Raw genomic sequence first — 26,247 nt, 5'->3', positions numbered from 1 at the left:
GGGCTCCCGGACCACAGGACTCCTTCTCGGCGGCGCAGGGTGCGCTCCGCGGGCGGCTCACGAGTCGGCCCGCTCGTCCGGCGACGGACGGCCACGCGCACGGTGACGTGACTAGGATGGGGCGACGACAGCTGACCCGCCGATTCTAACCAGGGTCTCGGCGAGGTCACGGACGAACCGCGGTCGGGCGCTCGCGATCGTTCGTGGTCGCACAGTCACCGGAAGGTAGGCCGTTCGTATGCTCACGGGGTCACCCCGCGGCGCGGGGACGCGTGCGCGACGACGGTCCCGCGAGACCGTCCGGCGCCCGCAGCACGGGCCGTCGAGCCGCCTCCCTCCCGCCCCACGAACCGCCGGGGACGTCGCGGCGGTCGCCACCGCACAACGGAAGGTCCAGGCCAGATGGCAACTCCACGCATCGCACTCGTCGGCGCCGGCTCGATGGGACAGAACCACGCACGAGTGATCGCCGGTTCACCGGCTGCTGAGCTCGCGCTCGTGATCGACCCGAGCGAGCAGACCGGTCGCGCCGTCGCAGACCGCTACGGTGCGCGCTGGGCGCCGGACCTGCACGCGTTGGACGGCGTCGACGCCGTCGTGGTGGCTGCGTCGACGGAGCACCACTACACGATCGCCAAGGACGTGATCGGAGCCGGGCTGCCCCTGCTCGTCGAGAAGCCCGTCTGCCCGTCGCTCGAGCAGACGGAGGAGATCCTGGAGGCATCGCGGCGTGCCGACGTCCCCGTGATGTGCGGTCTTCTCGAGCGCTACAACGCCGCGGTCATGGTCGCCCTGTCCATGGTGGAACAGCCCTACCTCATCCGGGCCGAGCGCCACTCCCCGTACGCCCCCCGGATCCGGACGGGGGTGGCGTGGGACCTGCTCGTCCACGACGTCGACCTCGTGAGCCGGTTCTTCGGCAACGCCGACCCCGCGAGCCTCGCGGTCGAGGTGGGCCACTACAACCCCTCGTCGGCGCCCGGGGCGGAGGACGTCATCGAGACGTCCATGCGGTTCGAGTCCGGTGGTATCGCGACCGTGTCGGCGAGCCGGATCGGGCAGCGCAAGGTCCGGACGCTCGTGATCCAGGAGCTCGACCGGATGATCGAGGTGGATCTTCTGCGACGCGGCGTCACCGCGTACCGGCACACGACCATCGAGGAGCCGCGGGACGGTGGTCCCGGCTTCCGTCAGGCGACCGAGATGGAGGTTCCGGAGATCGTCGGAGCCGAGCCGCTCGTCACCCAGCTGAACCGCTTCGTCGACCTCGTCGAGGGCCGGGTGGACGCCGAGGAGGAGCGGGCCTCGATCCTGCCGTCCCACCGCATCGTGTCCCGCGCGCTGAGCACCTCGGCGCGCGCCGACGTCACCGTCTGACGCCGCCGATCGCACCTGACGCGACGGGGCCCTGCAGGTTCGCCTGCAGGGCCCCGTCGCGTCAGGTGTCCGAGTCCCCGGACGCGGCGCGCGCGTCGAACGTCGGCGTCCCGTCCTGGTCGAACACGACGTCCGCGACGACCCGCGCCGGGACACCGGTGACGACCGTCCTGGCCGGCACGTCCCGTGTCACCACGGCACCCGCACCGATCACCGCTTCGTCGCCGATCGTCACGCCCATGTTCACCACCGCGCCCGCGCCGATGAACACGCGGTCCCCGATCGTGACGTGCGCCCGGTCCACCTGCTCGTAGCGTCGGCCGCTGATGCAGCGCCGGGCGGACGAGTGCGTGTAGATCTGGACGCCGGAGGAGATGTCACAGCCCGCGCCGATCGTCAGACCACCCGAGCCGTCGATCACGGTGAAGGCCCCGATCCAGGTGCCCTCGCCGACCTGGGGATCCCCGACGACCCACGCCTGCTCGTGATACCGGTTCGCCGGGAGGCGCCCCGGTTCGCGCGGAGGCATCAGCCGCCCATGCGGATGAGCTCCGCCATGCCGTCCTCGACGGAGATGGTCGGCTCGAACCCGAGCACCTCCTTCGCGCGCGTCACGTCGGCAGCACGACGGCTCACCAGGACGTCGCGCGGGTTGAAGATCGGCTCGACGTCCGCCCCCACCGCGTCGATGAGGATCCGGGCGAGGTCCGCGATCGTGGTGTCGATGCCCGTCCCCACGTTGACGGGGACGTTCGCCTGCTCCGACTCCATCGCGAGGACGACCGAGCGAGCGATGTCGTGGACGTGGATGAAGTCCATCGACTGCTCGCCCTTGCCGTCGATGACGGGGGGCTCGCCGTTGCGGATGCGGTTGACGAAGTGGTTGATCACCGAGGTGTAGTACGCGGTGGTCTTCTGGCCGGGGCCGTAGACGTTGAAGAAGCGCAGGGCGATCCACGACAGGCCGCTCCGGCGCTGGTAGTAGCCGAGCAGGTCCTCGCCCGTCCGCTTGGAGATGCAGTACGGCGTGAGGGGCGACAGCTCGTCGTCCTCGTGCATCGGCAGCTTCTTCGGGTCTCCGTACACCGAGGCGCTCGACGCGAAGACGAGCCGCTCCACCCCGTGGTCGGCGGCGGCGGCGAACACGTTGTGCTCGCCGATGGTGTTGATCTCCATCGACTCGTACGGGTCCGCCTGGCTCTTGTTGATCGAGACGGCCGCGAGGTGCACCACGTGCGTGGCGCCCTTCATGGCGGCGTGCACGGCGCCGCCGTAGCGGATGTCCTGGTCGATGAGCTCGACCGCGCCCTCCGAGGCGAGCTGCGCCACGGCGTCACGGTCACCTCGGAACATGTTGTCGAAGATCCGGACCGAGTAGCCCTTCTCCAGGAGCTGTCGGACGACGTGAAGACCGATGAAGCCGGCGCCGCCCGTGACGAACGCGGTACGTGATTCAGGCATGCTGGAACTGCTCCTCGAGGTTGCGGCTAGTGACTGGGTGCTCAGCGGCGGACGGCCGCGCTCGACACGACGTCCCGGACCACGGTCGCGACGTACTCGACGTCGTCCTCGGTCAGGTTCGCGTGCATCGGGATCGCGACGTGACGGGCGAACAGGTCGGCCGACACCGGGCAGGGCGCCGTGTCACCGTACAACGGCTGGACATGGCTGGCGTAGGTGCCGAAGTTGCAGCCGACGCCCTGGGCGCGCAGCGCCATCGCCACGGCGCCGCGGTCGAGCTCCGGGGCGAGGGTGAGCACGTACGACTGCCAGGGATGGGTGCGGTCCGCGAGCTCGACCGGCAGCGTGAGCTGCTCCACGTCACCGAGGAGCTGCGCGTAGCCGGCGGCGGCCTTGGCGCGGTTCTCGACGAGGGTCGGGAGCCGCTTGACCTGGACCCGCATGATGGCGGCGGCCACGTCCGAGAGACGGTAGTTGTACCCGAGCTCGTCGAAGCTCGGCACGGGGAGCTCGGCGGAGGCGTCGCGCACGATCGCCGGCGAGATGCCGTACGTGTGCAGCTTGCGCGCGTGGTCCACGAGGTCCTTGCGCGCGCTCACCAGCGCCCCGCCCTCGCCCGCCGTGATGCCCTTGCGCCCGTGGAAGCTGAACGCCGCGGCGTCCGCCAGGCTGCCCGCCGGCCGACCCTTGTAGGTGGCCCCGGCGGCGCACGCGGCGTCCTCGAGGAGCCACAGGCCGTGCTTGTCGGCGATCGCCCGGAGCTCGTCGTAGTCGGCGGGCTGGCCGAAGACGTCGACCGCGACGATCCCCACGGTGCGCGGCGTGATCGCGGCCTCGACGGCCGCGGGGTCGAGCGACCAGATGTCGGGCCGGACGTCCGCGAACACCGGGCGGGCACCGGTCCACATGACCGAGTGGCCCGTCGCAGGGAACGTGTAGTCGCCGACGATCACCTCGTCCCCGGGCCCGGAACCGAGCGCCAGGAGCGCGAGGTGGAGCGCGGAACCGCAGTTCGACGTCGCGAGGACGTGATCCACGCCTGCCACGGCCGCGAAGTCGCTCTCGAGGGCGACACAGGCAGGCCCGGCTCCCGAGAGCCACCCTGAGGCGAAGACGTCTGCGACTGCCGCCAGCTCCTCCTCTCCGACGGTGGGCTGGCCGAGTGCGACGTTCCGTGTCATGTTCCTCCTAGGTCCGTCGCAGTCTAGCAACGCCGGGGGTGGCACCGGCCACGGACGGGAGAAGCACATGCGGAGCTCGTACCCACGGCGCGGGGGGCGCAGGGGGGCGGCGCTCGGCCTCGTGCTCGTCGCCTCGCTCGTCTTCCTGCCCGCACCGGCCCAGGCCGAGGAGTCCTACCCCGTGGAGCCCGAGGGGACCTTCACCTTCGTCGGGCACGGGTACGGGCACGGCAGAGGACTGTCCCAGTGGGGTGCGCACGGTGCAGCGGTGGCCGGGCTGACGACCAACCAGATCCTCGCCTTCTACTACCCCGGCACCTCGATCACCGGTCAGCCCGACACCGACATCACCGTCCGGCTCACGACGGGACGATCGAACGAGCTCGCCGTCGACACGGCCCCCGGGCTCGCCCTGCGCTGGCAGGGCGGGACGTTGCCGTTGCCCACCACGTCGACGGGGAACCGGATCCTGAGCTGGCGGCTCTTCCGCGGCCCGACCTCTCTCCTCCTCGACTTCGTCGACACGAGCGCGCCGGTGTGGCGTCGCTACAGCGTCGTCCCGGGTTCGTCGGCCACCTTCCTCTCGTCGACCGGCCGGCTCCGGCTCGTCCAGCCCGACTTCCAGCGCCGCGAGTACCGGGGCGGTCTCGGTCTCCTGACCTCGGGGACCTCAGGCGTCCTCACGTTCAACGCGGTCCGCATGGAGCAGTACGTGCCGTCGGTCCTGCCCGCCGAGATGCCGTCGTCGTGGCCGCCCGCCGCGCTGCGCGCGCAGGCCGTCGCGGCACGCACCTACGCCTCGCACCAACGGCACTTCGCCACCGGGCCGACCCACACGTGCGACACCACCGCGTGCCAGGTCTACCCCGGGGTCGCGCTCTACGCTCTCGACGGTCGGCTGGTCAGGTCGTACGAGGCGACGCCCACGACGACGGCGGTCACCGCGACGGCGAACCAGGTGCTCGTCACCGGCGGAGCCTTCTCCTACGCGTTCACGCAGTTCAGCTCCTCGAACGGCGGCTGGAGCGCGGCGGGCAGCCAGCCCTATCTCGTCGCGAAGCCCGATCCCTACGACGGCCTGGTGCCGAACGGGGTCCACCGCTGGACGCAGTCCGTCGCCGCCTCCCGGGTCGCTGCGGCGTACCCCGCGGTGGGCCGGCCGCAGCGCCTCACGGTGCTGGGGCGGGACGGGCGCGGCGAGTGGGGCGGGCGCATCTCGCTCCTGCGCGTCGAGGGCTCGGCCGGGAGCGTGACCGTGAGCGGCGACGCGTTCCGCACGGCGACCGGGCTGCGCTCCACCTGGTGGAGCACGGCACGGCCCACCCAGACCGCCGGCGGGGTCATGCGCGACGTCACGGGCGACGGGATCCCGGACGCCTTCGGACGCGACGGGTCGCGCGGCACGCTCTCGTTCTACGCCGGGCGTGCCGACGGGAGCTTCTCGGCACCGCGCGTCGTCGGCACGGGGTGGGGCATGCACGACTGGATCGGCTCCCCCGGCGACGTGGACCGGGACGGCGTCCCCGACCTGTACGCGCGGGAGGCCGCGACCGGCGTGCTGTGGCTCTACGAGCTCGACCGCACGGGCGTCGCCCGCTCGCGTCGCGCGGTCGGCACCGGCTGGCACACCGTCGACCAGATCGTCCTGCCGGGCGACGTCACCGGCGACGGCGTCCCGGACGTCTACGGACGCAACGCGGCGACCGGGAACCTGCAGTTCTACGCAGGTGCTGGCGGAGGAGCGCTCCAGCCGCCCCGCACCGTCGACGCCGGCTGGCACACGCTCGACGCCGTCCTCGGGATCGGAGACGTGACCTCGGACGGAGTCCCGGACCTCCTCGGCCGACGACGCAACGACGGCGCGCTCGTGCTGTACCCGCTGCGGCGTGACGGGACCGTCGTCGGCGCGACCGTCGTCAACCGCGGGTGGGCTCCCTTCGACATGCTCGTCGGCGCCAGCGGTTCCGCGGGTTCAGCGGTCTACGCCCGCGCCCCCGGGGGCGCGGGCGGCACGCTCGTGCGCTACCCGGTCGGACCGGGCGGGGCCGTCTCCCCCGGGACCGCCGTCGGGACCGGCTGGAACCTTCACACGTCGGTTTCGTAGGGGGACGGCGCGGCCGACGAGCCGGTGCGCCACGTCCCTCTCGCGATGTAGACGGGCCGCCGCCGAGCGTCGTCGCCGGCGCGCCAGACGTACTCGCCGACGACACCCAGGGCGAAGAGGTTGAGCCCCCCGACCAGCAGGACGAGGCCGCAGACGAGCGCGACCGTACCGCTCGTGCCCGGGACCAGGGCGAGGACCAGGGCCGCCAGGAGGAGCAGCGCGCCGAGCGCGCCCAGGCCGACGCCGGCGAGAGTGACCCACCGCACGGGGGCGGAGGAGAACTCGACGAACGAGTCGACGACGAGCTTGATCTTCTTCGAGGACGTCCACTTGCTCACGCCGTGCGGGCGCGGCAGCTGCTCGAAGAAGATCCGACGCTGCTCGAACCCCGACCACGCCACCATCGCCAGGACGTTGCGGTTGTTCTCCGGCATCGCCTCCAGCACGTCGATGACCTGCCGCGTGACGAGGATCTGCGACGGGCCCTCCTGCGGGTACGTCGGGACCGTCGACGCCTTGTTGAACACGCGCGAGAAGGTCGTGGCGAACGTCTCCGACGCTCCCTTGCGCGTCGCGCGCACGGAACGCAGCCCCCACACCACGTCGGCGCCGTCCTGCCACTCCGCCACGAAGTCGGCGACGGCCGACAGGGGCTCCTGCCTGTCGGCGCTCAGCGTGAGCGCGGCGTCGCCCGTGCACGCGGAGAGCCCCGCCGTGATCGCGGCGTGCGAGCCGAAGTTGCGCGAGAGCGAGACGACGACCGCGGGGTCCTGGTCCGTGAGGTGCGCGCGCACGGCCTCGGCGGTCCCGTCGTCCGACCCGTCGTCCACGAGGACGAGCTCGACCTCAAGCGAGGCGTGCGCCCGTGCGATCTCGCGGTAGAAGCCGACGATCTCGCCCGCGCTCTCCTGCTCGTTGTAGGCCGGCACGATCAAACTGAGCCGCGGTCGGCGGTCTGCCATCCTCTTCCTCTCCCGGCGCGAGGCGGCCTGGTACCGCCCGAACCGTGCCATGCTAGCCGCCGTCCTGCCGCGTTCACGCCCGTGCGACGACGCGCGATACCATCGAGCGCCCGTACAGCCGCAGGTCACCCTGCCGCCGGACCCGCCGATCTTGGGGGAATCACTCGTCCATGCGTTCTTCGACCTCCACCGAGACCGGACGGTCTCGGTGGCTGCCGGCCGTCCTGACGCCCGTGGTGACCGTCCTGCTCGGCCTCGTCGCCGCGTGGCGCGGCACGCTCTTCTACTACGTCGGCGACGCACCTGAGTCCTTCGTCCCGCTCTGGCACCACTTCGGCAGCCAGCTGCGCAACGGGACGTGGCCCCAGATGGAGCCCTCCGGCTGGATGGGCGGCAACTACGCCGCCGAGGCCGCGTACAACCAGTGGAACCCCGTCTCGTTGGTCGACTACGTGGTGGTCTCGTTCTTCGACGACCTCTCGCACGCGGCGGCGTTCGTGATGATCCAGCTCCTCGCGCTGCTCGCCGTGGCCGCCTACCTGCTCTTCCGGTCGTACGGGGCCGGCGCGTGGCCCGCGTTCGCGATGGCCACCGCGATGCCCGTCACGGGCTTCACGCTCTTCTACGAGGCAGCCGGTTGGCCGGCCGGGCTCACCGCCCTCGTCTGGGTGACCTTCTTCTGGTGGGCCGCCCACCGGCAGGCGAGCCGTGGCGGCGCCCCGTGGCCCACCTTCGTCTTCGGGTTCCTGGCCATGACCTCGGGGAACCCCTACGCGGCGCTCGGCCTCATCATCGTGCTGGCCGCCCTCGCGGTCGAGCTCGGTGTGGGTCGCAAGGTCCGCGAGCTGGTCCACCTCGTGGTCACGGGCGCCGCCGTGGGCCTGTGCGCCTGGCTGGTCTTCGGCCCGCTCCTCGGCACGCAGGAGGTGACCCTGCGTCAAGAGCTCGCGATGATCAGCAACGACACCTTCATGGTCCCCGACCTGGGAGACCTCTCGGGCGCCAGCACCCCCTCCTACCTGCCGTCGGTGACCAACTGGGGCGGGGCGCTCCTCGAGTCGCTGCCCTCGGTCTACCTCGCCTGGTTCTTCCTCCCGCTGCTCCCGTGGCTCCGGTGGCGGACGCTCGCGAGCCGCCTCAGGGGATCGCTCAGCATCGTGGTGTTCACGGCGATCTACGGCGCGATGACGCTCGGACCGTCGAACTTCTGGCTCTTCCGGTGGCCGATCCGCGTGATCGAGTACACCTACCTCGGTCTCCTGGGCATCCTCGCGGTCGCGCTGACGGCGGGGCTGGCGCGGGAGCACGTCCGCCTGCGCGCCATCCTCACCGGCGCCGTCATCGTCTTCGGCACCTACATCGCCTTCTCGGTCACCCCGAACCAGGCGTTCCGCCACATGCTCAGCCTCGTCATGGTCGCCGGGCTGATCACGGCCGCCGTGTGGAGCTACCGCCGGTACGGGGACCGCGTCTTCGCCTCGACCCTCGTCGCGGGGACCCTCGTCGTGACGTTCTTCCAGACGTCGGTGTTCCCCGGAGCCATCGACAACGCGATCTATCCCCCGACCTCGGTCTCGACGATCCGCGAGGCCGCCGAGTCCTACGAGGGCACCTACCTCCAGCTCGCCCAGCAGGGGTCTGCGGGCAAGGACGCGGTCGAGTCGGCGCGCATCATGTTCGGCAACCTCCACGTCGTCACGGATCACGAGAGCGTCGTGCGCTACACGGGCATCGGGTTCAAGGCCTTCAGCGACGCGCTCTGCATGGACTACAAGGGCAACGTGTGCGAGGAGTCCTACGACCGGCTGTGGGAGCCCGTCGCGGGCACCGCGGGCGACCTCGCCGACGCGCTCCGCCTCGAGACGCTCGTGCTGCAGCGCACGGCCTTCGAGGACGCGATCGACGACGGTCCCCCCGCGGGCTGGGCCGTCGCCGAGTCGGACGACGTCCGCGAGGTCTGGACCAGGACCGAAGCCCTCGAGCTGCCGGGGCGCGTCTCCGGTGTCTCGGAGGGGCTGCGCGTCGTCACCTCGGAGGCCACGGACTACACCGAGCTCGTGACGGTCGAGGGCGAAGGGACGCTCACGTTCGCCCGTCTCTCCTGGCCCGGTTACACGGCCACCGTCGACGGACGGGAGGTCGAGGTCGGGACGACCGATGCCGGGCTCCTGACGGTGGACGTACCCGCAGGGACGTCCGAGGTCGTGCTGGAGTTCGCCGTCCCCGGCGTCCGGAGCGGGTGGGCGCTCGTCGGTCTCGGCGCGCTCGTCGTCGCCGCCCAGACCGTCGTGATCGCGACCCGGGACCGGCGTCGCAAGCGCCGCGGAGGTGCGGGCGACGACGCGTCGGCGCTAGCCTCGAGCGAGGTCGTCGCATCCTGAACACGACGAGTCCCTGCGCCGATCGACCCGGCGCGGGTCTCCGACAGCCCGTTCCGTCCCGGTGGCCGACGCCCTGGATCGCGCGACGCCACACGACCACGAAGAGAAGACCCGGAGACCGCCGATGACATCACCTTCTGCCACGACGTCGAACCCGTCCGCAGGCTCGCCGCAGGAGGCGCAGGGGAACACGATCCAGCGGGTCCACTTCGGTCCCGCGACCGACGCGGCCGTGGGCCTGTACGTCAAGACCGCGCACGGCGACGCCGAGCTGTCGAGGACGAGCGCCACTCTGCCCCCGCACGCGCGCCTGACCACGGAGACGTACTTCGGCCGCATCCCGGCGGCCTACCTCCAGCGCTGGACGACCGCGCGCTCGTTGCGGATCTCCCTGACCGTCACGGGTCGCGGGCTCGTCTCGGTCGTGGCCAACGGCACGGCCCCGACCTCGCGACCGGTGGAGGTGCGCGAGGTCGCGTTCGACACGCCGACCGACGTCGTCTTCGACGTCGCGCTCGACAAGTACCTCGACGGGGGCTACCTCTGGCTCGAGGCGCAGGCAGGCGACGACTCGCTCACCCTCGCCGACGTCCGGGTGGTCGCCGGGTCGCCCGCTCAGGACCGCCCGACCTCCGTGGTCATCTGCACGTACAACCGCCCCGCGGACTGCCTGGCGACGCTCGACTCGCTCTCCCGCGACCCCGAGGTGCTCGAGGTCGTCGAGACCGTGTACGTCGTGGACCAGGGCACGTCCCGTGTCACGGACCAGCCGGGGTTCGGCGACGTCCGCTCGCGCTTCGGCGACCGTCTGCAGGTCATCGAGCAGCGCAACCTCGGAGGCGCCGGCGGGTTCACCCGCGGCCTCTTCGAGATCACCGGCAAGAAGTCCGAGGAGCACGCGAACGTCCTCTTCATGGACGACGACATCGTCCTCGAGCCGGAGACGGTCCTGCGGATGACGGCCTTCGCGAACCACGCGATCCGGCCGATGATCGTCGGCGGCCAGATGCTCTACCTGTACCAGCCCACGCGGCTCCACACGAACGCCGAGACCGTCAACCTCCACGCCCTCCGGGCCGGGCTTCCCGTCGACGAGAAGTCGCACGACGTCAACCTGCTCCAGCGCCTTCCGCGCAAGTGGATGGATGCGGGCTACAACGCCTGGTGGTCGTGCCTGATCCCCGCGGAGGTCGTGCGGGAGATCGGCTTCCCGCTGCCGATGTTCTTCCAGTGGGACGACATCGAGTACGGGGTGCGCGCGCGACAGCACGGGATCCCCACGACGACCCTCCCTGGTGCCGGCGTGTGGCACGCCGACTTCTCGCTCAAGGACTGGGACGACTGGTCCCGGTACTTCTCCCACCGCAACTCGCTGATCACCGCGGCGCTGCACTCGGACGCCGTGCCGGCTGACGTCACCAAGACGCTCGGGAAGCAGTTCGCGCGGTACATCGCCGGGCACCAGTACGGGATGACCGCGACGCTCATCAAGGCCATCGACGACTTCCTCGCCGGTCCGTCGGTGCTCGCGGACGGTGGCGAGCAGGCGCTCAAGGACGTGCTCGCCCTCCGCAAGGAGTACCCCGACACGATCCGTCGGACGCCCGAGGACCTGGCCGACGCCGGGCTCGACGCCGTACCGACGGTCAAGCTCGAGGGGACGCCGAGCCTCCCGTCGCTCGTGCTGGCGAAGCGGCTCGCCTCCCAGGCCCTCGGGCACACGCGTGGCGCTGCGAACATCACCGCCGGGGACTCCCAGTGGTGGCACACGGCGCTGTTCCGCCAGGTCGTCGTCACCGACGCCTCGCAGGACGCGTTCCGTGTCCGCACCTACGACCCGAAGGCCGTCCGGCAGCTCTCGCGCGACGCGAGCGCGGCGCTGTGGCGCCTCCGCCGCCAGGGGGCCGCTGCGCGCGACGCGTGGCGCGACGCGCTGCCGCGGCTCACGAGCCGCGAGAGCTGGGAGCGTCTCTACGCCTCCGGCGACTGAGAGCGGTTCACCCAGGAAGGCCCCGGTGCCTGCCTCCGAGAGGAGGTGGGCACCGGGGCCTTCTGATGTCCGGAGGATGCCGACGGTCGTCGCGCCATCGGGCTCGACCACGCCCTGGGCAGGGCGGTCAGCGCCGGAGCTGCTGCACCGCGCCGGCGGACTCGCCGTCGTACACGACGTGGCCGCGCTCGAGCACGACACCGCGCTCGCAGATCTTCTGCACCATGTCGAGGTCGTGGCTCACGATGACGAGCGTGCGGCCCTCGTCCTGGATCTCGCGGATGCGCGCGAGGCACTTCTGCTGGAAGGGCTCGTCGCCCACGGCGAGGATCTCGTCGACGAGGAACACCTCGGGCTCCGTGTAGACGCACACCGAGAAGGCGAGCCGGAGGAACATGCCCGAGGAGTAGAACTTCACCTCGGTGTCGATGAACTTCTCGATCTCCGAGAACGCGACGATGTCGTCGAACCGGCGACGGATCGTCGCCTCGTCCATGCCGAGGATCGCACCGTTGAGGAAGACGTTCTCCCGGCCGGTGAGGTCGGGGTGGAAGCCCGCCCCGACCTCGATGAGGCCGGCGAGACGCCCGCGGACCCGGATGGACCCGCGGTCGGGCCGCATGACGCCGGAGATGAGCTTCAGGAGGGTCGACTTCCCGGAGCCGTTGAGCCCCAGCAGGGCGACGCTCTCCCCCTGCTGGACCTGGACGGAGACGTCGTCCAGCGCCTGGAAGGTCTCATGGCGGTCCCTCTTGCGGACCTTGGACACCACCATGTCCTTGAGCGATCGGCTGTGGTTCAGGCGGAAGTCCTTGCCGACCCCGGCGATCTCGATGCTGGTCGTCATCAGAGCTCCTGTGCGAATCGGCCCTCGAGCCGACGGAACACGAAGTCTCCGAAGGCGAGGATCAACAACGAGATGGCGAGTCCGGCGAACCCGAACGCGAGCATGTTCGGCGGGAGCTCGGAGGTGCCCGACGTGGCGGGGTACCAGAAGCACCAGTGGAACAGCTCGACCGCCGCCGTCAGGGGGTTCAGCTGGTAGATCGTGAAGAGCCACGGGACGTCGGAGAGGGCGTTCGCCACCCGGTCCCAGGTGTAGAGCACCGGGGACAGCCAGGTGGCGACCATGATGATGAGGTCCACGAAGTTCTCGGCGTCCCGGAACATCACGTTGACGGCGCCGAAGAGGAGCCCGAGACCGAAGGCGAGCGTGCAGACGATGAAGATCGCGAGGAGACCCCCGGCAAGCTGGGCGAGGTTGGGTCTCCAGCCCGCGACGAGAGTGCCGACCACGAGCACGAGCAGCTGGGGCAAGAAGTGCACGAAGGCGACCTGGAGCGAGGCGAGCGGGAAGAGCTGCCGGGGCAGGTAGATCTTGCGCACCAGCGCACCGTTGCCCACGATCGAGCGGGTCGCGTTGCCGAAAGCCTCGCCGAAGAGGTTGATCACCACGACGCCGGAGAAGAGATAGACGGCGTAGTCCTCGGTGCCCTTGTTGAGCTCCAGGAACACGCCCAGGGCCAGGTAGAAGACGACGAACTGGACCGCCGGCTTCACGTAGGACCAGAGGATGCCGAGCATCGACGCCTGATAGCGGACGCGCAGCTCCTTCTTCACCAGCAGGTGCAGGAGGAAGCGGTTCTTGGCCACATCGAGCAACCCGTGCCCGATGCCGGGTTCGGTCGGTTCGATGCCGGCGCTGCCGACGGTCGCCACGTCTCAGTCCTTCGCGTTCTCGAAGATGTCGTTCCAGGAGTCGGTGCCGGCGAGTCGTGCCAGCCCCGACCGGTAGGCCCGGCTCAGTGCGCCATGACGCCGCAGGAGCCTGCCCCGGGCGCGCAGGGAGCGGCCGAGCAGCTCGCGACGGGTCCGCACGTCCCGTCGGAGCCGTGCGGCCGCTGTGCCGTCGGCGTTCTCGACGATGGCCTCGTCCATCGTCGCGAGCACCCGCCAGGTCGCCTGCGCATGCGTAAGGTACACCGTCCGCGCCCCTGCAGAGGCACGCGGGAGCCGCAGCCTCCCTCGGAGCAGCGCCCGGAGCGCTCCCGCCGAGCTCGTCACGGTCGAGCCGACGCGAGGGGCGGCCGTCCCCGGGGGTCGTGCCGGCAGGTCGTACCGCGCGTCGTCGTAGGCGCGTGCGCGGGCACGTACCTCGCTCAGCGCCGTCGGGAGCGACGCGGCGAGGTCCCGAGGACCGGCAAGGACCGCCTCCGCCGCAGCCACCCTGAGGTCGAGGGCCGAGTACTGCATCGCGACGGCGTGCTTGACGTCGACCGCCAAGGAGTACAGGAGCGCGGACCGCCACGTGCTCCGCCCGTAGTGGAGCAGCGCGGTGACCAGGCGGTTGCGCTCGTAGAAGTACGCCTGCCAGCCGACGAGATCGTCCTTCTCACCCCAGGCGACGTGCCAGATCCCCGCGCCGGGAAGCGTGACGGTCGGGATGCCCGCACCACCGGCCCGGAGCGCCATCTCGGTGTCGTCCCACTTGATGAAGAACGGCAGCGGGAGCCCGACGCGGTCGACCGCCTCCCGTGGGATCAGGCACGCCCACCACCCGTTGTACTCGGCACGGCCACGACGGTGCATCCAGGACGTCGCCGCCAGCGTCTGCTCGCCGAAGTCGTGACGGCGTACCCCACCCTCGTCGAGGGCGGGCATGACCGTGCGGCGGTCGACCGTCTCCGTGAAGGCGTGCAGGACCGTCGGGTGCGACATGTCGAGCATCTGACCACCCACCAGGAGCGGCCCCTCCGCATGGTCCGAGAGCGCGATCATGCGAGAGAGGGTGCCCGCCGGGAGCGCGACGTCGTCGTCGAGGAGGACCACTCGCTCGGCGCCGTCGTTGAGCGACTCCGTGAGACCGCGGGCGAATCCGCCGGACCCTCCCAGGTTCGTCTGCCGCACGACGCGCAGGAGATTCCCGAGCTCGCGTGCGACGTCAGGGAAGCGAGGGCTGTCGGTGATCGACCGGGTGCCCTGGTCGACGACGACGACGCGCCGCAACCTCTCGGCGAGCCTGCGGTCGCGCCCGATCTGGCCGAGGACACGCAGGCAGTCCTCCACGCGGTCGAACGTCGTGATCGCGAGCGAGACCGGGGGGGTCGGCCGGGCAGCGGGCGGAACCCGCCACCGCGCGGCGTGGACCCTGAGCGGTTCTCCACCGGTGTTCGTGACGTCGAACCAGTACCAGCCCCCGTCACCCAGCCCGACGAGCCGGAGCTCGCGGACGACTGTGCCTCCGACCGGGGACAGCGGCTCCCCCACCCGGCGCCGCTCCCCGTGGGCGTCGCTCGCGCACACCTGGACTCGTGCGTCGTCCGACGAGAGGTCCACCTCGAGGCGAACCTGCGTGTGCGGCGTCCACCTGCTCCAGTACGAGGCCGGGAAGGCGTTGAAGTAGGTGAGGAACGAGGCCCTCCCCCCCGGGGCGACCTCCCACCCGTCGGCGACGGCTGTCACGTCCCCCAGCGCGTGGAGACTCGTTCCAAGGACGTGGTCGTCATGGAGCGCGAGCTCTTGCACGACAGGCCACGAGCTCTCGCCGTCATGACGCCGCACGGGTGCGGCGTCGAGGGTCACGCGTCGACGCCCCCGCTCTCGATCCCTGCTCCGGCCCCGAAGTGCGGCGCGAGCTTGTTGTCGACCATCGACAGCGCGGCTCCGATGGCCATGTGCATGTCGAGGTACTTGTAGGTCCCGAGCCGACCGCCGAAGAGGACGTCCTTCTCGTTCGCGGCGAGGTCGCGGTAGGCGAGGAGGCGTTGCCGGTCAGCCGTCGTGTTGACGGGGTAGTACGGCTCGTCGGACTTCTCCGCGAACCGGGAGAACTCCCGCATGATGACGGTCTTGTCCGTCGGGTACTCCCGCTCGGGGTGGAAGTGACGGAACTCGTGGATCCGCGTGTACGGCACGTCGGCGTCCGCGTAGTTCATGACGGGGGTGCCCTGGAAGTCGCCGACCGGGAGCACCTCCTCCTCGAAGTCGAGCGTGCGCCACGAGAGGTCGCCCTCGGCATAGTCGAAGTAGCGGTCCACCGGGCCGGTGTAGACGACGGGGACGTTGCCGACCACGTTGCTCTTGTTCACGGGCTGCGACTCGTCGAAGAAGTCGACGTCGAGGCGCACCTCGATGTTCTTGTGGTCCGCCATGCGCTCGATCCAGGCCGTGTAGCCGTCGACGGGCAGACCCTCGTGGGTGTCGTTGAAGTAGCGGTTGTCGTACGTGTACCGCACGGGCAGTCGCGAGATGATCGAGGCCGGCAGCTCACGAGGATCGGTCTGCCACTGCTTCGCGGTGTACTCGCGGATGAACGCCTCGTAGAGCGGGCGGCCGATGAGCGAGACACCCTGCTCGTCGAGGTTCTCGGGCTTCTTGCCGCCGAGCTCCGCGGAGAGCTCCTTGACCAGCTCGCGCGCAGCGTCCGGGCCGTGCGCGGAGCGGAAGAACTGATTGATCGTGCCGAGGTTGATCGGCATCGGGAAGACCTCGCCCCGGTGCGTCGTGTAGACGCGGTGGACGTAGCTCGTGAACGCGGTGAAGCGGTTCACGTACTCCCAGACACGCTCGTTGGAGGTGTGGAACAGGTGCGCGCCGTAGCGGTGGACCTCGATCCCGGTCGACTGCTCGGCCTCGCTGTAGGCGTTCCCCCCGATGTGCGGGCGGCGGTCGATGACGAGCACCTTGCGGCCGTACTCCTCCGCGATCCGCTCAGCGACGGTCAGGCCGAAGAAGCCCGAACCCACGACGACAAGATCCGCGTCCACACATACTCCTCGTTCTCGAACGGCAACCGCCCCAGCCTAGCCTCTGGCCCGGACCGCTCCGACCAGCGAAGGCGGACCGTCGGGGTCGGCACAAGACCTTCACGGGAGGGACGGCGACACCTCAGCAGGCGGTGATCTCGAGGAGCCGCGCCGGCCCCTCCTGCGCGACCACGCGGGCGACTCCCGCCTCCTCGAGACCGAGGAGCCCGGGGTAGCCGACGGTGACCTCGCCGTTGAGGCGCTGACCCATGTCGAGCACGTAGCCGACGTTCAGCTCGTGCACGGCCTCGCACACCGCGGGGTCGGTGTTCGCGTCGACCAGGGACGACGCGATGAGGGCGCGGGCGGGGTCCTTGACGATGCCCATGTGCGGGTAGATGACCGGCCGGTCGGCGATCGCCCAGGCGAGCGCGCTGCCGTCCCACGGGTCGCCTGCGATCGCCACACCGGGAGGGACGACCGACTCGACCTCGTCCATGAACTCGCTCTCGTTGGCGTCCAGCAGCCCGTCCGAACCGATCGAGTCGGGGTCGGCGCGGTAGGCGTGCGCGACGTAGCCGAACGACGACCGGAAGTGCTCCGAGCGCGGCAGCACGAGCACGACCGCCAGCGCGAGCAGGACCGCGACGACGAGCGGCGCCGCCCGCCGTGCCCTCGACGAGCGCCCGGAGAGGAGCTGCCGGAGGAGCAGGCCTACCGGCGCAGCCAGCCCGATCACGGCGAGGGGGACGGCCACCAGGGGGAGAAGGGCCGCGATGCGCTGCGGGTCGGCGTACCAGAAGCCCGTGAGCGCGCCGCGGAGAGGGACGTCGAGGCCACGGACGAGGAGCCACAGGCCGACGAGGATCGCGTAGGAGAACGGGAGCCAGCGCCAGCGCCGGACGACGAGAGCGAGGATCGCGCCGACCACGACGAGGACCGCGACCGGCCAGTTCGGCACACCCCCGGCGAAGTTCTCCGAGGCCGGGAAGTTCGGCGTGATCGACGGGTGCATCGCCGTGAGCGTGGCCGCCTCGCGGAGCGCGCCCACGGGCGTGTTCGTCACCGCCCAGTTGGCCTTGCCGACGAAACCGGAGAGCAGCGGGAGCGTCACGACCAGCCCGAAGACGCACGCGACCGCCGCTGCGGCCACCGGCCACGGGAGCAGCGCCTTCCACCACGGGCGGCCACGTCGGCGCGACCGTGCTGTCGCCCGGGCGAGGGCGAGCACCAGGACGGGGGCGGAGACGTACAGCAGGGCGAACGTGCCGTTGGGTTGCGCGAGCCCGATCCCGAGGGCCCCGACCGCCGCCCCGGCGAGCGCGGGGATCCTGCCCCGACCGTGCGTGAGGAGCGCGCCCACGACGACGAGCCCGAGCGCAGCGGGCAGAAGCGCGTACGAGTACACGTTGGGGTACAGGAGACCGAACGAGAACAGCCTGTTGGGGAACTGCGTGAGCGCGAAGGCCAGCGGAGCCGCGAGGGCGAGGAACAGCGCACGAGGCCCGAGCAGCGCACGGGCGAGAAGCAGCATCCCTGCAGGCCAGACGACGGCGCACGCGACGAGCGTGACCCAGTTCGCCGCCGCGGGGACGCTGCCCCCGCTGAGCTGGACGACGAGCGACGTCGCGCCGTGCCACGCCGCGGGGTAGAACACCGTCGCCCGCTCGGGGACGGTCAGCGTCATGTGGAGCGAGGACGCGTCCCCGTTCTCGAGGATCATCCGGACGCTGTTGAGGTGGTAGGGCGTGTCGTAGGTCTGCGCGACGCGCTCCGGTCCCCCGACCGCCCCGAGCATCCGCCGCAGCTGGGCGAGCACCGCGAGGACGGTCGTCAGGGCGATCACGGCGCCCGGGACCACGGTCCGCGGTCCGACGAGCAGACGCGGACCGGCGCGACGCGCGCCCCGCGCGAGCGGCCAGGCGAGAGCGCCGGCGACGACCGACCCTCCCACCACGACCCAGACGCTCCAGGTGATCCCCGTCGCACCGCCGACGATCGCGGACAACCCGATCACGGCCGCGGAGAGCAGGGGGGCGGCGCACCACGCGACGGCACCGCGCAGCCGCAGGGCGTAGGCGGGCAGCACGCCGGGCAGGACGAGGACCGCCAGCGCGGCGACCGCGACCGGCCAGGTGGCGAACCAGTCCGGGCTCATCCGGTCACCGTGCCCTGTCGGTCAGGAGCCCGCGGTACAGGAGCACCCGGATCTTCTCGGGCACCAGGCGGTAGCCGCCGCGGACGACCACGTTGCGCGCCCACTGCGCCGTCGTGGTGAAGCCGATGCGGCGCATGCGCCGCTGGAGCTCGATCTCGGACCGCAGGAGCCGCACCCCTCCGCGGCGCGCGTACGCGCCGGCGCCGACCCGGTAGAGCAGTAGCGGCTCGCGCAGGTTCAGCCCACGCGCGCCACCGGCCAGCATGCGGGTGAAGAGCCAGTAGTCCTCCAGCAACGGAAGGTCCTGGTATCCCCCGGCCCGTGAGACGGCGGACCGGCGGAACACCACCGTGGGGTGGTTGAACGGGGAGTGGAACCGCGCCCCCTCCGTGATCTGCTCCGTGGTGAGCGGGGGGACGCGGACGATTCCGGGCTCGTCCTCCGAGACGAACTCCTGGATCGCGGAGCCCACGATGTCGTAGCCTCCCGCGACCAGGGGGACCTGCCGCGCGAACCGGTCCGGCAGACAGACGTCGTCGGCGTCGGTGCGGGCGACGATCTCGTGGCTGCAGGCCGCGAGCCCTGCCTGGAGCGCGAGCGCCAGACCGACGTTCCGCGGCAGCCGGACGACGGTCGTCGGGACGGGGCCCGACTCGATCTCGTCGACCACCGCGCCGAGCGCGGGTCCGACCGGGCCGTCCTGGACCAGCACGACCTCGTCGGGCGGCAGGACCTGGTCGAGCGTCGCCGACCGGAAGGCGCGGCGCAGGTGGGCGGCGTCGTCACCGTGGTAGACGGGCAGGAGGAGCGAGAAGGTCGCGGGCGCTCCCGTCACGCCGTCCTCCCCCGTGCCGACCCGTCGACGACGGCGACGTCCTCGGACACCGACCCGAGGCCGGTGAGGACCGTCGCGCTCGAGCGGGGCCGGCTCGTGAGGCCGTCGCGCAGGCCCCGGGCGCCGGCTCCGCGGAGCGTGCCACGGTCCGACGACCGGAGGAACGTCCGCGCCCAGCGGCGGAGCGACGCGCCGAGGTACAGGACGCGCTCCGCGGGAGAGAGCGCGCGGGACCACACGAGCATCCACAGCTTGTTGCGCACCTCGTAGTAGAAGCGCGCGCCCGGGTCGGCGTCGGTCGCACCGAACGTCTTGGTCCGGTGCTCGACGACGGACGCCGGGACGTGCAGGCCCGTCCCCCGCCGCAGCAGGCGGGCCGAGTACTCGAAGTCGTCGTTCCAGATGAAGTAGTCGGCGACCGGCAGGCCGTGGTGCCGGATCGCCCGGGAGTCCACGAGCATCGAGACGAACGACGAGGACCGCACCGGGAGCGCCCCGACCTCGCGGGCACGGGCGATCTGCTCCGCCGAAGCCCCCGGTCTGCGCCGCGGGGTGTTCATCGGGTGGTCGCGACCGTCGTGCCAGACGACGCGGCTCCCGAGAAGTGCGACCGGACCCGGGTAGGCGTCACGCGCGACGAGGAGCTCGGCCAGCGCCGACGGGGTGGGGATCGTGTCGTCGTCCATGAGCCAGACGAGGTCGGCCCCGCGCGCGACGGCGTGCGCGACCCCGGCCGCGAAGCCGCCCGCCCCGCCGGTGTTGCGGGCGAGCGTCAGGACGTCCGCCCCGATCGGGTGCGCGGCCGCGACGGCGGCCGAGTCGTCGTGCGAGGCGTTGTCGATCACGACGACCTCGTCGAGCGGACGAGTCTGCGCGGAGAGGGCGTCGAGCGCCTCGACGAGCAGGTCGCGTCGGTCGTAGGCGACGACGACCGCGGTGATACGCATGGCGGGGTTCCTCGGGGTAGGACGGGCGTCGGCGTGGTCTCGCGGGGTCGTCAGGTCGCCGGGACGGTGTCGCCACGGCCGAGGACGACCCGCGGCGTCCCCGTCCACAGCGCCGCGTCCGTGATCCCCCGACCGTCGACCAGGAGGCGGACTCCGGGCAGGTCGTCCGGTCCGACGGTCCGGTAGACGGAGTGGTCCGTCTGGACCACGGCCACGTCCACCTCGGCCCCCAGCGTGTGCGGAGCGAGGCCGAGACCCCGCAGCTCGTCGTCGGAGTAGAGGGGGTCGTGCACCGTCACGACGGCACCGCGGGAAGCGAGCGCCTCGACCGTCGCGAAGACGCCCGAGAACGCCGTCTCCTTGACTCCGCCCCGGTAGGAGGCTCCCAGCACGACGGTGCGCAAGCCGTCCAACGATCCGAGCAGACCTGCCGTTCGCTCGACCACGCGCTCCGGCATCGCGGCGTTCACGGCGCGCGCCTCGCGGACGATCGACGCCGCCGGGTCGACCGACAGGTAGAGCCGGGGATAGACCGGGATGCAGTGCCCGCCGACGGCGATCCCCGGACGGTGGATGTGGCTGTACGGCTGGGAGTTGCACGCCTCGATGACCGCGTGGACGTCGATGCCCTGCGAGTCCGCGAACAGCGCGAACTGGTTCGCGAGACCGATGTTCACGTCGCGGTAGGTGGTCTCGGCGAGCTTCGCGAGCTCGGAGGCCTCGGCCGTGCCGAGGTCCCAGACGCCGTTCGGTCGGGGCAGGTCCGGACGCTCGTCGAAGTCGAGGACCGCCTCGTAGAACTCGCGGGCTCGAGCCGAGCCCTCGGGCGACAGCCCTCCGACGAGCTTCGGGTAGCGGCGCAGGTCGGCGAACACCCGACCCGTCAGGACACGCTCGGGCGAGAAGACCAGGTGGAAGTCCTCGCCCTCCACCAGACCGGAGATCTCCTCGATCATCGGCTTCCAGCGGTTGCGCGTCGTGCCGACCGGCAGCGTCGTCTCGTACGAGACGAGCGTGCCGGCGTCGAGGTGCTCGGACATCGACCTCGTCGCGGCGTCCATCCAGCCGAAGTCGGGTTGGGCCGTCTCCTCGTCGACGAACAGCGGGACCACCAGCACGACGGCGTCGGCGCCCGGGACGGCCTCGGCGTAGTCGGTGGTGGCGCGCAGCTTGCCGGCGGGGACGAGGTCGGCCAGCTTCTCCGCGAGCTGCGCCTCGCCCGGGAAGGGCTCCCTGCCCTCGTTGACGGCGGCGACCGTTCCGGCGTTGACGTCGACACCGACCACCTCGTGTCCCTTGGACGCGAACTGGACGGCCAGGGGAAGGCCGATCTTCCCCAGGGCGACGACGGCGATGCGCATCGAGTGTTCCTTCCGGCGAGCGGGTGGTCGGTCCGGCGGCAGTCCCCGGATCGGGGGACCACGACGGTGTCGTTGAGCGTCGAGCGGTCGGACCACCGTGCAGGATACGCGAACGGCACGTCACCTCGGCAGCAGCGCGAGGACCTCCGGCCCGAGCACCTCGCCCAGTCGGGCCGACATCGTGGCCGTGAGATGTGTGCCATCCCGGTAGACGAGGGTGTTGTCGATGATCGCAGGACAGGCACGCGCGTTGCACAGGTACTCGTCGAGGGTGACGAAACGTGCCCCCGCGTCCTGCGCCGCGGCCCGCTGCCCTTCCTGCACCTCGACGTTGCGCGCCTCGCCGCCCAGGTCACACCTCGCCGCGTCCTCGACGTGGTCGGAGAGGCACGCGCTCGGCGCCGTACCCGGCGTCGGGGTGTCCCCTACGACGAGCACCGGGGTCGTCGCCGGCAGCATCTCCAGCGTGCGACCGAGCGCGGCGCCCCACTCGTCCGCGCTGAACCGCGCGCCCTCCGCGTCGCCCGACTCACCGGCGTAGTCGGCGAGGACCACGACCGCGGGTGGGTCGGCCCGCAGCCGGTCGAGCACGGCCGCACGCCACGGCGAGCACGTCGGGTAGGGCTGCCCCCTGCCCGTGACCACCTCGAGGTCGGTCGCCGGGCAGCCGCTCTTGGTCACGACGTCGAGGCGGATCGACCCTGCGTCCGCGAGCGTGCTGAGCGCGGGTACGAGCTGGCTCGCATGGGAGTCGCCGAACAGCACGACGCGCGGCGCGGTCGCGTCGGCGCCGTAGACGCACGACGAGGGAGGCTCCTGACCGGACACGTCGAGCTGGCAGCCGTCGTCGTAGACGACCGGGAGGTCGTCCGCTGCCTCGGCGAGCGACGGCTCGAGGTTCGCGGGGACGACCGGTGTCCCAGCGGGCGAGCGGCGCAGATCCGTCGCGGTGACGACGGTCGTCGACGACTGCGGCGCTCGTTCCGCACCCCAGACCGCCAGTCCCGCGGACGCGACGACGACGGTCGTCGCGGCGAGCACGGCGAGCCCGACCCGCCGCGGTCGGGCGGACCGCAGTCGCGGCGCCGTGCGGAACGGGGTCTCGACGAACCGGTAGGAGAGCCACGCGAGCGGCACGCACGCGACGGCCACGAGCAGCTGCCACGGCACCGGTACCGGCTCGGTCCGACCGAGGATGGCCTGGGGCAGCGTCATCGCGGGCCAGTGGACCAGGTAGAGCGAGTAGGAGATCCCCCCGACCCAGACCATGGGTGCGCGCGCGAGCACGGCGGACGGGCCGCTCGCCCCGGCGCTCGCCCCGGCAAGGATCACCGATGCCGTCCCCGCCACGGGAAGAGCTGCCCACGGGCCGGGGAACGGCGTCGACGCGTCGAGCAGGAGCACGGAGGCGACGACCGCCGCGAGCCCCGCCCATCCCAGCGGGACCGCGAGCGTGCGACGCAGGGCGGCTCCTCGACCGATCATCGCCGCGACCAGACCCCCGGCGGCGAGCTCCCAGGCTCGTGTGGGAAGGCCGAAGAACGCCCACGGCTGAGCCCGAACCGTGAGGACGAGGCACGCCACGAAGGACACCACGACGACCGCGCCGACCAGCACGGTCAGGACCCGGTGCGACCGGCGGACCGCGAAGAAGCCCACGAGCAGCAGCGGCCACAGCAGGTAGAACTGCTCCTCGACCCCCAGGGACCAGTAGTGCTGGAAGAGCGACGGCGGGTCCGTCTCGTTGAGGTACTGCGTCCCCTGGTGGGCGAAGAGCAGGTTGGGCACGTAGGCGGCCGTGGCGACGGCGTCGACGGCTGCCTCCCGGACCCGCACCGGTCCCAGCGTGAGGGCGGCCACGACGAGGGTGGCCAGGAGGACCACGAACGAGGCAGGCAGGATCCGGCGAGCGCGACGGGCGTAGAACTCGGCGAACCTGACCCTCCCGTCGGTCTCGAGGGATCGGAGCAGGTGACCGGTGATCAAGAACCCCGAGATGACGAAGAAGACGTCGACACCGACATAGCCACCGGGGAGCCAGGGCACACCTGCGTGGTAGAGCACGACCGCACCGACCGCCACGGCCCGGAGCCCTTGGACGTCGAGGCGGAAGCGGTCTGGCAGCGCCGCCGAGGTCGGACCGCCCGGAGCACCAGGAACCGCGACGGCGACGCCGCGGGATCGCGCGTGGCGGGTGGGCGAGGGCACGGGCGCTGGGCCTCTCTACGAGCGGAAGGGATCGGCGAGAAAGACTACCGGTGCCGCATCCGACTCATGGGATGCCTCGGGAGTCGGACATGACGGGAACCGTCCGATCGTGAGCACTCGCGGCCACGTCGTCGATCCGGGGAGCGTCTCGACGGCGTGGCGCCCGTTAGCATCGACGCTCGTGAAGATCCTCAGCGTCGTCGGCGCGCGCCCGCAGTTCGTCAAGCTCGCCCCGATCGCCCAGGCGGCGACCGCGGCGGGTGTCGAGCACGTCATCGTCCACACCGGCCAGCACTACGACCCGATGCTGTCGGACGTGTTCTTCCGCGACCTGGGGATCCCTGCCCCGGACGTGCACCTCGGCGTCGGGTCGGGCAGCCACGGCGTGCAGACCGGTGCCATCCTCGGGGCCCTCGACGCGGTGCTCGACGAGCACCGGCCCGACTGGGTGCTCGCGTACGGCGACACGAACTCCACGCTCGCCGCCGCGGTCGCGGCGGTGAAGCTGCACGTTCCCCTCGCGCATCTCGAGGCGGGTCTCCGGTCGTTCAACCGGCGCATGCCGGAGGAGCACAACCGCGTGCTCACGGACCACGCCGCCGACCTCTGCCTCGCGCCGACGCAGGTGGCGATGGACCACCTCGCCTCCGAAGGGCTCGGCCGACGCTCCGTCCTGGTCGGCGACGTGATGACGGACGTGCTCTTCCAGGTGCGGGACTCCGTCGTCGGCCGCGACGTCCCGCTCCTCACCGAGCTCGGCCTGGAGCCCGGGGAGTACCACCTCGCCACGATCCATCGGGCGGAGAACACCGACGACCGGGACCGGATGGCGATGATCGTCGAGGCCCTCTCGAGCCTCGACCGCTCGGTCGTGCTGCTGGCCCACCCGCGGGTCGTCGCGAAGGCGGCCGAGCACGGGCTCTCGCTCGACGCGGGCTCGCTCCGTTCCCACGCGCCGCTCGCCTACCCCGACCTCGTCGCGGCGGCCCTGCGCAGCCGCGGCGTCGTCACCGACTCGGGAGGCCTGCAGAAGGAGGCGTTCCTCCTGCGGGTCCCGTGCACCACGATCCGCACGGAGACCGAGTGGGTCGAGACGGTCGACCTCGGCTGGAACGTGCTCGCCAACGACGCGGACGCCATCCGCGGGGCCGTCGCGCGCCCGGTGCCGGGCGCGACCGAGGAGGCTCCCTACGGCGACGGGAACGCCGCTCGACGGGTCGTCGAGACGCTCGTGGAGCTCGCCCCGTCGGCGCCCTCCCCTGCCTGACGGCCTCCGATAGGATCGCGGTCGGCGTCGTGGGGCGCCTGTCGACGAGAGGTGAGGCCTGAGTGACCAGCTCGAACGGAACACGATCAGCCCTCGTGCTCTCGTACTCGGTCATCGAGTCGGACCCTCGGGTCCGTCGGCAGGTCGACTGGCTCGCCGGTGCGGGGTGGGAGGTCGACACGCTGGGGCTCGGCGGCCGTCCGACCCCGGCCGTCAGGGACCACTTCGCGCTCGAGGCACCGTCCCGCTGGGTGACGACGCGAGCGGGCGTGCTCGCCGCCCAGCTCGTGCTGCCCGCGAGGGTCCGCTTCCGGCGGCAGGTCGTCGACCGGATCCCGCGCGCCGCCCAGGAACGCCTGCGTTCCGGGCGGTACGACCTGGTCGTGTTCAACGAGACGGAGTTCGGGCCACTCCTCGCAGACCCGTCGGTCTTCACGCCGGCGGCCCGCCGGGCACGGCTCCACCTCGACCTGCACGAGTACCACAACCCCGCCCAACGCCGCCAGACTCTCGGTGCGCGGATCACAGGGTCGCACTACCGATGGGTGCGCGGCTTCATCGGGCACCCGGCGTTCACGTCGCGCTCCGTCGTGAACGCCCCGATCGGTCGGCTCTACGTCGACGAGTTCGGTGTCGACGCCCTGGTCCCGGTCCGCAACATCCCGCCGTTCGTCGACCAGGAGCCCAGCCCCGTCGACCCGGGCGAGATCCGGCTGCTCTTCCACGGCCTCGCGTCGTGGAAGCGGGGGTTCGACGCGATCCTCGACGCGATGCGCGTGCTCCCGGAGCACTTCTCGATGACCTTCATGCTCATGCCGAACCCGGCCGTCGAGGCACGTCTTCGCGAGTCGATCGCGGCGCACCCGGCGGCCGCACGCATCCGGATCGTGCCTCCAGCGCCCATGCGCGAGCTGGCGGAGCGGATCAACGAGTACGACCTCGAGATCATCTTCTACCGGCCGCTGGAACGGAACCTCGAGTTCGCGCTCCCGAACAAGTTCTTCGAGGCGGTCCAGGGACGACTCGGAGTCGTCGTCGGCGAGAGCCCGGCGATGGCCGAGATCGTCCGCGAGCTCGGCATCGGCGTCGTGGTCCCCGGCTTCGACGCCGCAGACCTCGCCGCGTCGCTGGCTGACCTGACGATCGCCGACGTCGTGCGCCTCAAGGCTGCGTCGCACCGCGCTGCCGACGTGCTGAACGCCGAGGTCGAGCGTGAGGCCTTCCTTGCCGCGGTCGAGAGCGACGCCCACGCCCGCTGAGGGATGACGTC

The 26,247-nt window shown here is 71.5% G+C and carries 19 protein-coding genes; 6 read left to right on the top strand and 13 right to left on the bottom strand.

All coding sequences use genetic code 11. The annotated features are described in order from the left end of the window. Nucleotides 1–402: 402 nt before the first annotated feature. On the top strand, nt 403–1,377 hold the full coding sequence (locus tag FIC82_RS07750) for a Gfo/Idh/MocA family protein (protein WP_154798165.1): 975 nt from the start codon (nt 403–405) through the stop codon (nt 1,375–1,377). Nucleotides 1,378–1,438: 61 nt separating this feature from the next. Here FIC82_RS07750 and FIC82_RS07745 read toward each other — a convergent pair whose 3' ends face one another. Genes FIC82_RS07745 through FIC82_RS07735 form a run of 3 tightly spaced genes read right to left on the bottom strand, consistent with a single transcriptional unit; the run spans nt 1,439 to nt 4,019 of the window. Further along, nucleotides 1,439–1,906: an acyltransferase gene (locus tag FIC82_RS07745; protein WP_154798164.1), complete on the bottom strand. Its 468-nt coding sequence runs from the start codon at nt 1,904–1,906 to the stop codon at nt 1,439–1,441. After that, nucleotides 1,906–2,838 (bottom strand): NAD-dependent epimerase/dehydratase family protein, encoded by a 933-nt coding sequence (locus FIC82_RS07740; protein WP_154798163.1) that lies wholly within the window; start codon nt 2,836–2,838, stop codon nt 1,906–1,908. Before FIC82_RS07740 ends, FIC82_RS07745 begins: the two co-directional genes overlap by 1 nt. 41 nt (nt 2,839–2,879) lie before the next feature. Further along, nucleotides 2,880–4,019, bottom strand: a complete 1,140-nt coding sequence (locus FIC82_RS07735; RefSeq protein WP_154798162.1) for a DegT/DnrJ/EryC1/StrS family aminotransferase — start codon at nt 4,017–4,019, stop codon at nt 2,880–2,882. 67 nt (nt 4,020–4,086) lie between these two features. On the opposite strand from FIC82_RS07735, the gene FIC82_RS07730 reads away from it, so the two are divergent. Beyond that, entirely contained in the window at nt 4,087–6,123 is a 2,037-nt protein-coding gene (locus FIC82_RS07730) for a SpoIID/LytB domain-containing protein (protein WP_168731610.1), read from the top strand. On the opposite strand, the gene FIC82_RS07725 is transcribed toward FIC82_RS07730, so the two are convergent. Then, nucleotides 6,105–7,085 carry a glycosyltransferase family 2 protein gene (locus FIC82_RS07725; protein ID WP_154798160.1) on the bottom strand — a complete coding sequence of 327 codons (981 nt, stop codon included), beginning with the start codon at nt 7,083–7,085 and terminating at the stop codon, nt 6,105–6,107. The two genes, FIC82_RS07730 and FIC82_RS07725, sit on opposite strands and share 19 nt — an antisense overlap. Before the next feature lie 170 nt (nt 7,086–7,255). Here FIC82_RS07725 and FIC82_RS07720 point away from each other — a divergent pair, with 170 nt between their 5' ends. Together FIC82_RS07720 and FIC82_RS07715 are read left to right on the top strand one after the other, a co-directional pair. Next, nucleotides 7,256–9,466: a hypothetical protein gene (locus tag FIC82_RS07720; protein ID WP_154798159.1), complete on the top strand. Its 2,211-nt coding sequence runs from the start codon at nt 7,256–7,258 to the stop codon at nt 9,464–9,466. A gap of 124 nt (nt 9,467–9,590) precedes the next feature. Next, nucleotides 9,591–11,456: a glycosyltransferase gene (locus FIC82_RS07715; protein WP_154798158.1), complete on the top strand. Its 1,866-nt coding sequence runs from the start codon at nt 9,591–9,593 to the stop codon at nt 11,454–11,456. A 127-nt stretch (nt 11,457–11,583) separates the two neighbouring features. On the opposite strand, the gene FIC82_RS07710 is transcribed toward FIC82_RS07715, so the two are convergent. The 9 genes from FIC82_RS07710 to FIC82_RS07670 form a co-directional block, all read right to left on the bottom strand. Beyond that, on the bottom strand, nt 11,584–12,303 hold the full coding sequence (locus FIC82_RS07710; RefSeq protein WP_154798157.1) for an ABC transporter ATP-binding protein: 720 nt from the start codon (nt 12,301–12,303) through the stop codon (nt 11,584–11,586). Continuing rightward, nucleotides 12,303–13,175: an ABC transporter permease gene (locus tag FIC82_RS07705; protein ID WP_168731609.1), complete on the bottom strand. Its 873-nt coding sequence runs from the start codon at nt 13,173–13,175 to the stop codon at nt 12,303–12,305. Before FIC82_RS07705 ends, FIC82_RS07710 begins: the two co-directional genes overlap by 1 nt. Before the next feature lie 3 nt (nt 13,176–13,178). Then, entirely contained in the window at nt 13,179–14,918 is a 1,740-nt protein-coding gene (locus FIC82_RS07700; RefSeq protein WP_154798156.1) for a glycosyltransferase, read from the bottom strand. Between the two features lie 116 nt (nt 14,919–15,034). Further along, nucleotides 15,035–16,222, bottom strand: coding sequence for a UDP-galactopyranose mutase (gene glf, locus FIC82_RS07695; RefSeq protein ID WP_168731608.1), 1,188 nt, complete (start codon nt 16,220–16,222; stop codon nt 15,035–15,037). A 121-nt stretch (nt 16,223–16,343) separates the two neighbouring features. Further along, nucleotides 16,344–18,359: a DUF6541 family protein gene (locus FIC82_RS07690; protein WP_154798155.1), complete on the bottom strand. Its 2,016-nt coding sequence runs from the start codon at nt 18,357–18,359 to the stop codon at nt 16,344–16,346. Between the two features lie 4 nt (nt 18,360–18,363). Then, nucleotides 18,364–19,194, bottom strand: a complete 831-nt coding sequence (locus tag FIC82_RS07685) for a glycosyltransferase (RefSeq protein ID WP_168731607.1) — start codon at nt 19,192–19,194, stop codon at nt 18,364–18,366. After that, nucleotides 19,191–20,141, bottom strand: a complete 951-nt coding sequence (locus FIC82_RS07680; protein ID WP_154798154.1) for a glycosyltransferase — start codon at nt 20,139–20,141, stop codon at nt 19,191–19,193. Before FIC82_RS07680 ends, FIC82_RS07685 begins: the two co-directional genes overlap by 4 nt. A gap of 50 nt (nt 20,142–20,191) precedes the next feature. Further along, a complete protein-coding gene (locus FIC82_RS07675; RefSeq protein WP_154798153.1) occupies nt 20,192–21,502 on the bottom strand; it encodes a nucleotide sugar dehydrogenase in 1,311 nt (436 codons plus the stop codon). Between the two features lie 120 nt (nt 21,503–21,622). Then, entirely contained in the window at nt 21,623–23,710 is a 2,088-nt protein-coding gene (locus FIC82_RS07670) for an acyltransferase family protein (RefSeq protein ID WP_253691590.1), read from the bottom strand. Nucleotides 23,711–23,891: 181 nt separating this feature from the next. Here FIC82_RS07670 and wecB point away from each other — a divergent pair, with 181 nt between their 5' ends. Both wecB and FIC82_RS07660 read left to right on the top strand, forming a co-directional pair. Continuing rightward, complete coding sequence (gene wecB / locus FIC82_RS07665; RefSeq protein ID WP_168732231.1) at nt 23,892–24,977, top strand: non-hydrolyzing UDP-N-acetylglucosamine 2-epimerase; 1,086 nt, start codon at nt 23,892–23,894, stop codon at nt 24,975–24,977. Between the two features lie 62 nt (nt 24,978–25,039). Next, nucleotides 25,040–26,236, top strand: coding sequence for a glycosyltransferase family protein (locus FIC82_RS07660; RefSeq protein ID WP_154798152.1), 1,197 nt, complete (start codon nt 25,040–25,042; stop codon nt 26,234–26,236). Nucleotides 26,237–26,247: the final 11 nt, after the last annotated feature.

It is taken from the genome of Cellulosimicrobium protaetiae (genome assembly GCF_009708005.2).
Lineage (GTDB): Bacteria > Actinomycetota > Actinomycetes > Actinomycetales > Cellulomonadaceae > Cellulosimicrobium > Cellulosimicrobium protaetiae.
Note: the sequence above shows the minus strand (reverse complement) of the source record. Positions and strands in the feature narration are given on the sequence as shown.

What these genes read in the sequence shown, in the direction of transcription:
- FIC82_RS07730 (WP_168731610.1), top strand. Translation starts at nt 4,087, where the DNA reads ATGCGGAGCTCGTACCCACGGCGCGGGGGGCGCAGGGGGGCGGCGCTC.
- FIC82_RS07725 (WP_154798160.1), bottom strand. Translation starts at nt 7,085, where the DNA reads ATGGCAGACCGCCGACCGCGGCTCAGTTTGATCGTGCCGGCCTACAAC.
- FIC82_RS07715 (WP_154798158.1), top strand. Translation starts at nt 9,591, where the DNA reads ATGACATCACCTTCTGCCACGACGTCGAACCCGTCCGCAGGCTCGCCG.
- FIC82_RS07735 (WP_154798162.1), bottom strand. Translation starts at nt 4,019, where the DNA reads ATGACACGGAACGTCGCACTCGGCCAGCCCACCGTCGGAGAGGAGGAG.
- FIC82_RS07740 (WP_154798163.1), bottom strand. Translation starts at nt 2,838, where the DNA reads ATGCCTGAATCACGTACCGCGTTCGTCACGGGCGGCGCCGGCTTCATC.
- FIC82_RS07745 (WP_154798164.1), bottom strand. Translation starts at nt 1,906, where the DNA reads ATGCCTCCGCGCGAACCGGGGCGCCTCCCGGCGAACCGGTATCACGAG.
- FIC82_RS07690 (WP_154798155.1), bottom strand. Translation starts at nt 18,359, where the DNA reads ATGAGCCCGGACTGGTTCGCCACCTGGCCGGTCGCGGTCGCCGCGCTG.
- FIC82_RS07680 (WP_154798154.1), bottom strand. Translation starts at nt 20,141, where the DNA reads ATGCGTATCACCGCGGTCGTCGTCGCCTACGACCGACGCGACCTGCTC.
- FIC82_RS07675 (WP_154798153.1), bottom strand. Translation starts at nt 21,502, where the DNA reads ATGCGCATCGCCGTCGTCGCCCTGGGGAAGATCGGCCTTCCCCTGGCC.
- FIC82_RS07720 (WP_154798159.1), top strand. Translation starts at nt 7,256, where the DNA reads ATGCGTTCTTCGACCTCCACCGAGACCGGACGGTCTCGGTGGCTGCCG.
- FIC82_RS07750 (WP_154798165.1), top strand. Translation starts at nt 403, where the DNA reads ATGGCAACTCCACGCATCGCACTCGTCGGCGCCGGCTCGATGGGACAG.
- FIC82_RS07710 (WP_154798157.1), bottom strand. Translation starts at nt 12,303, where the DNA reads ATGACGACCAGCATCGAGATCGCCGGGGTCGGCAAGGACTTCCGCCTG.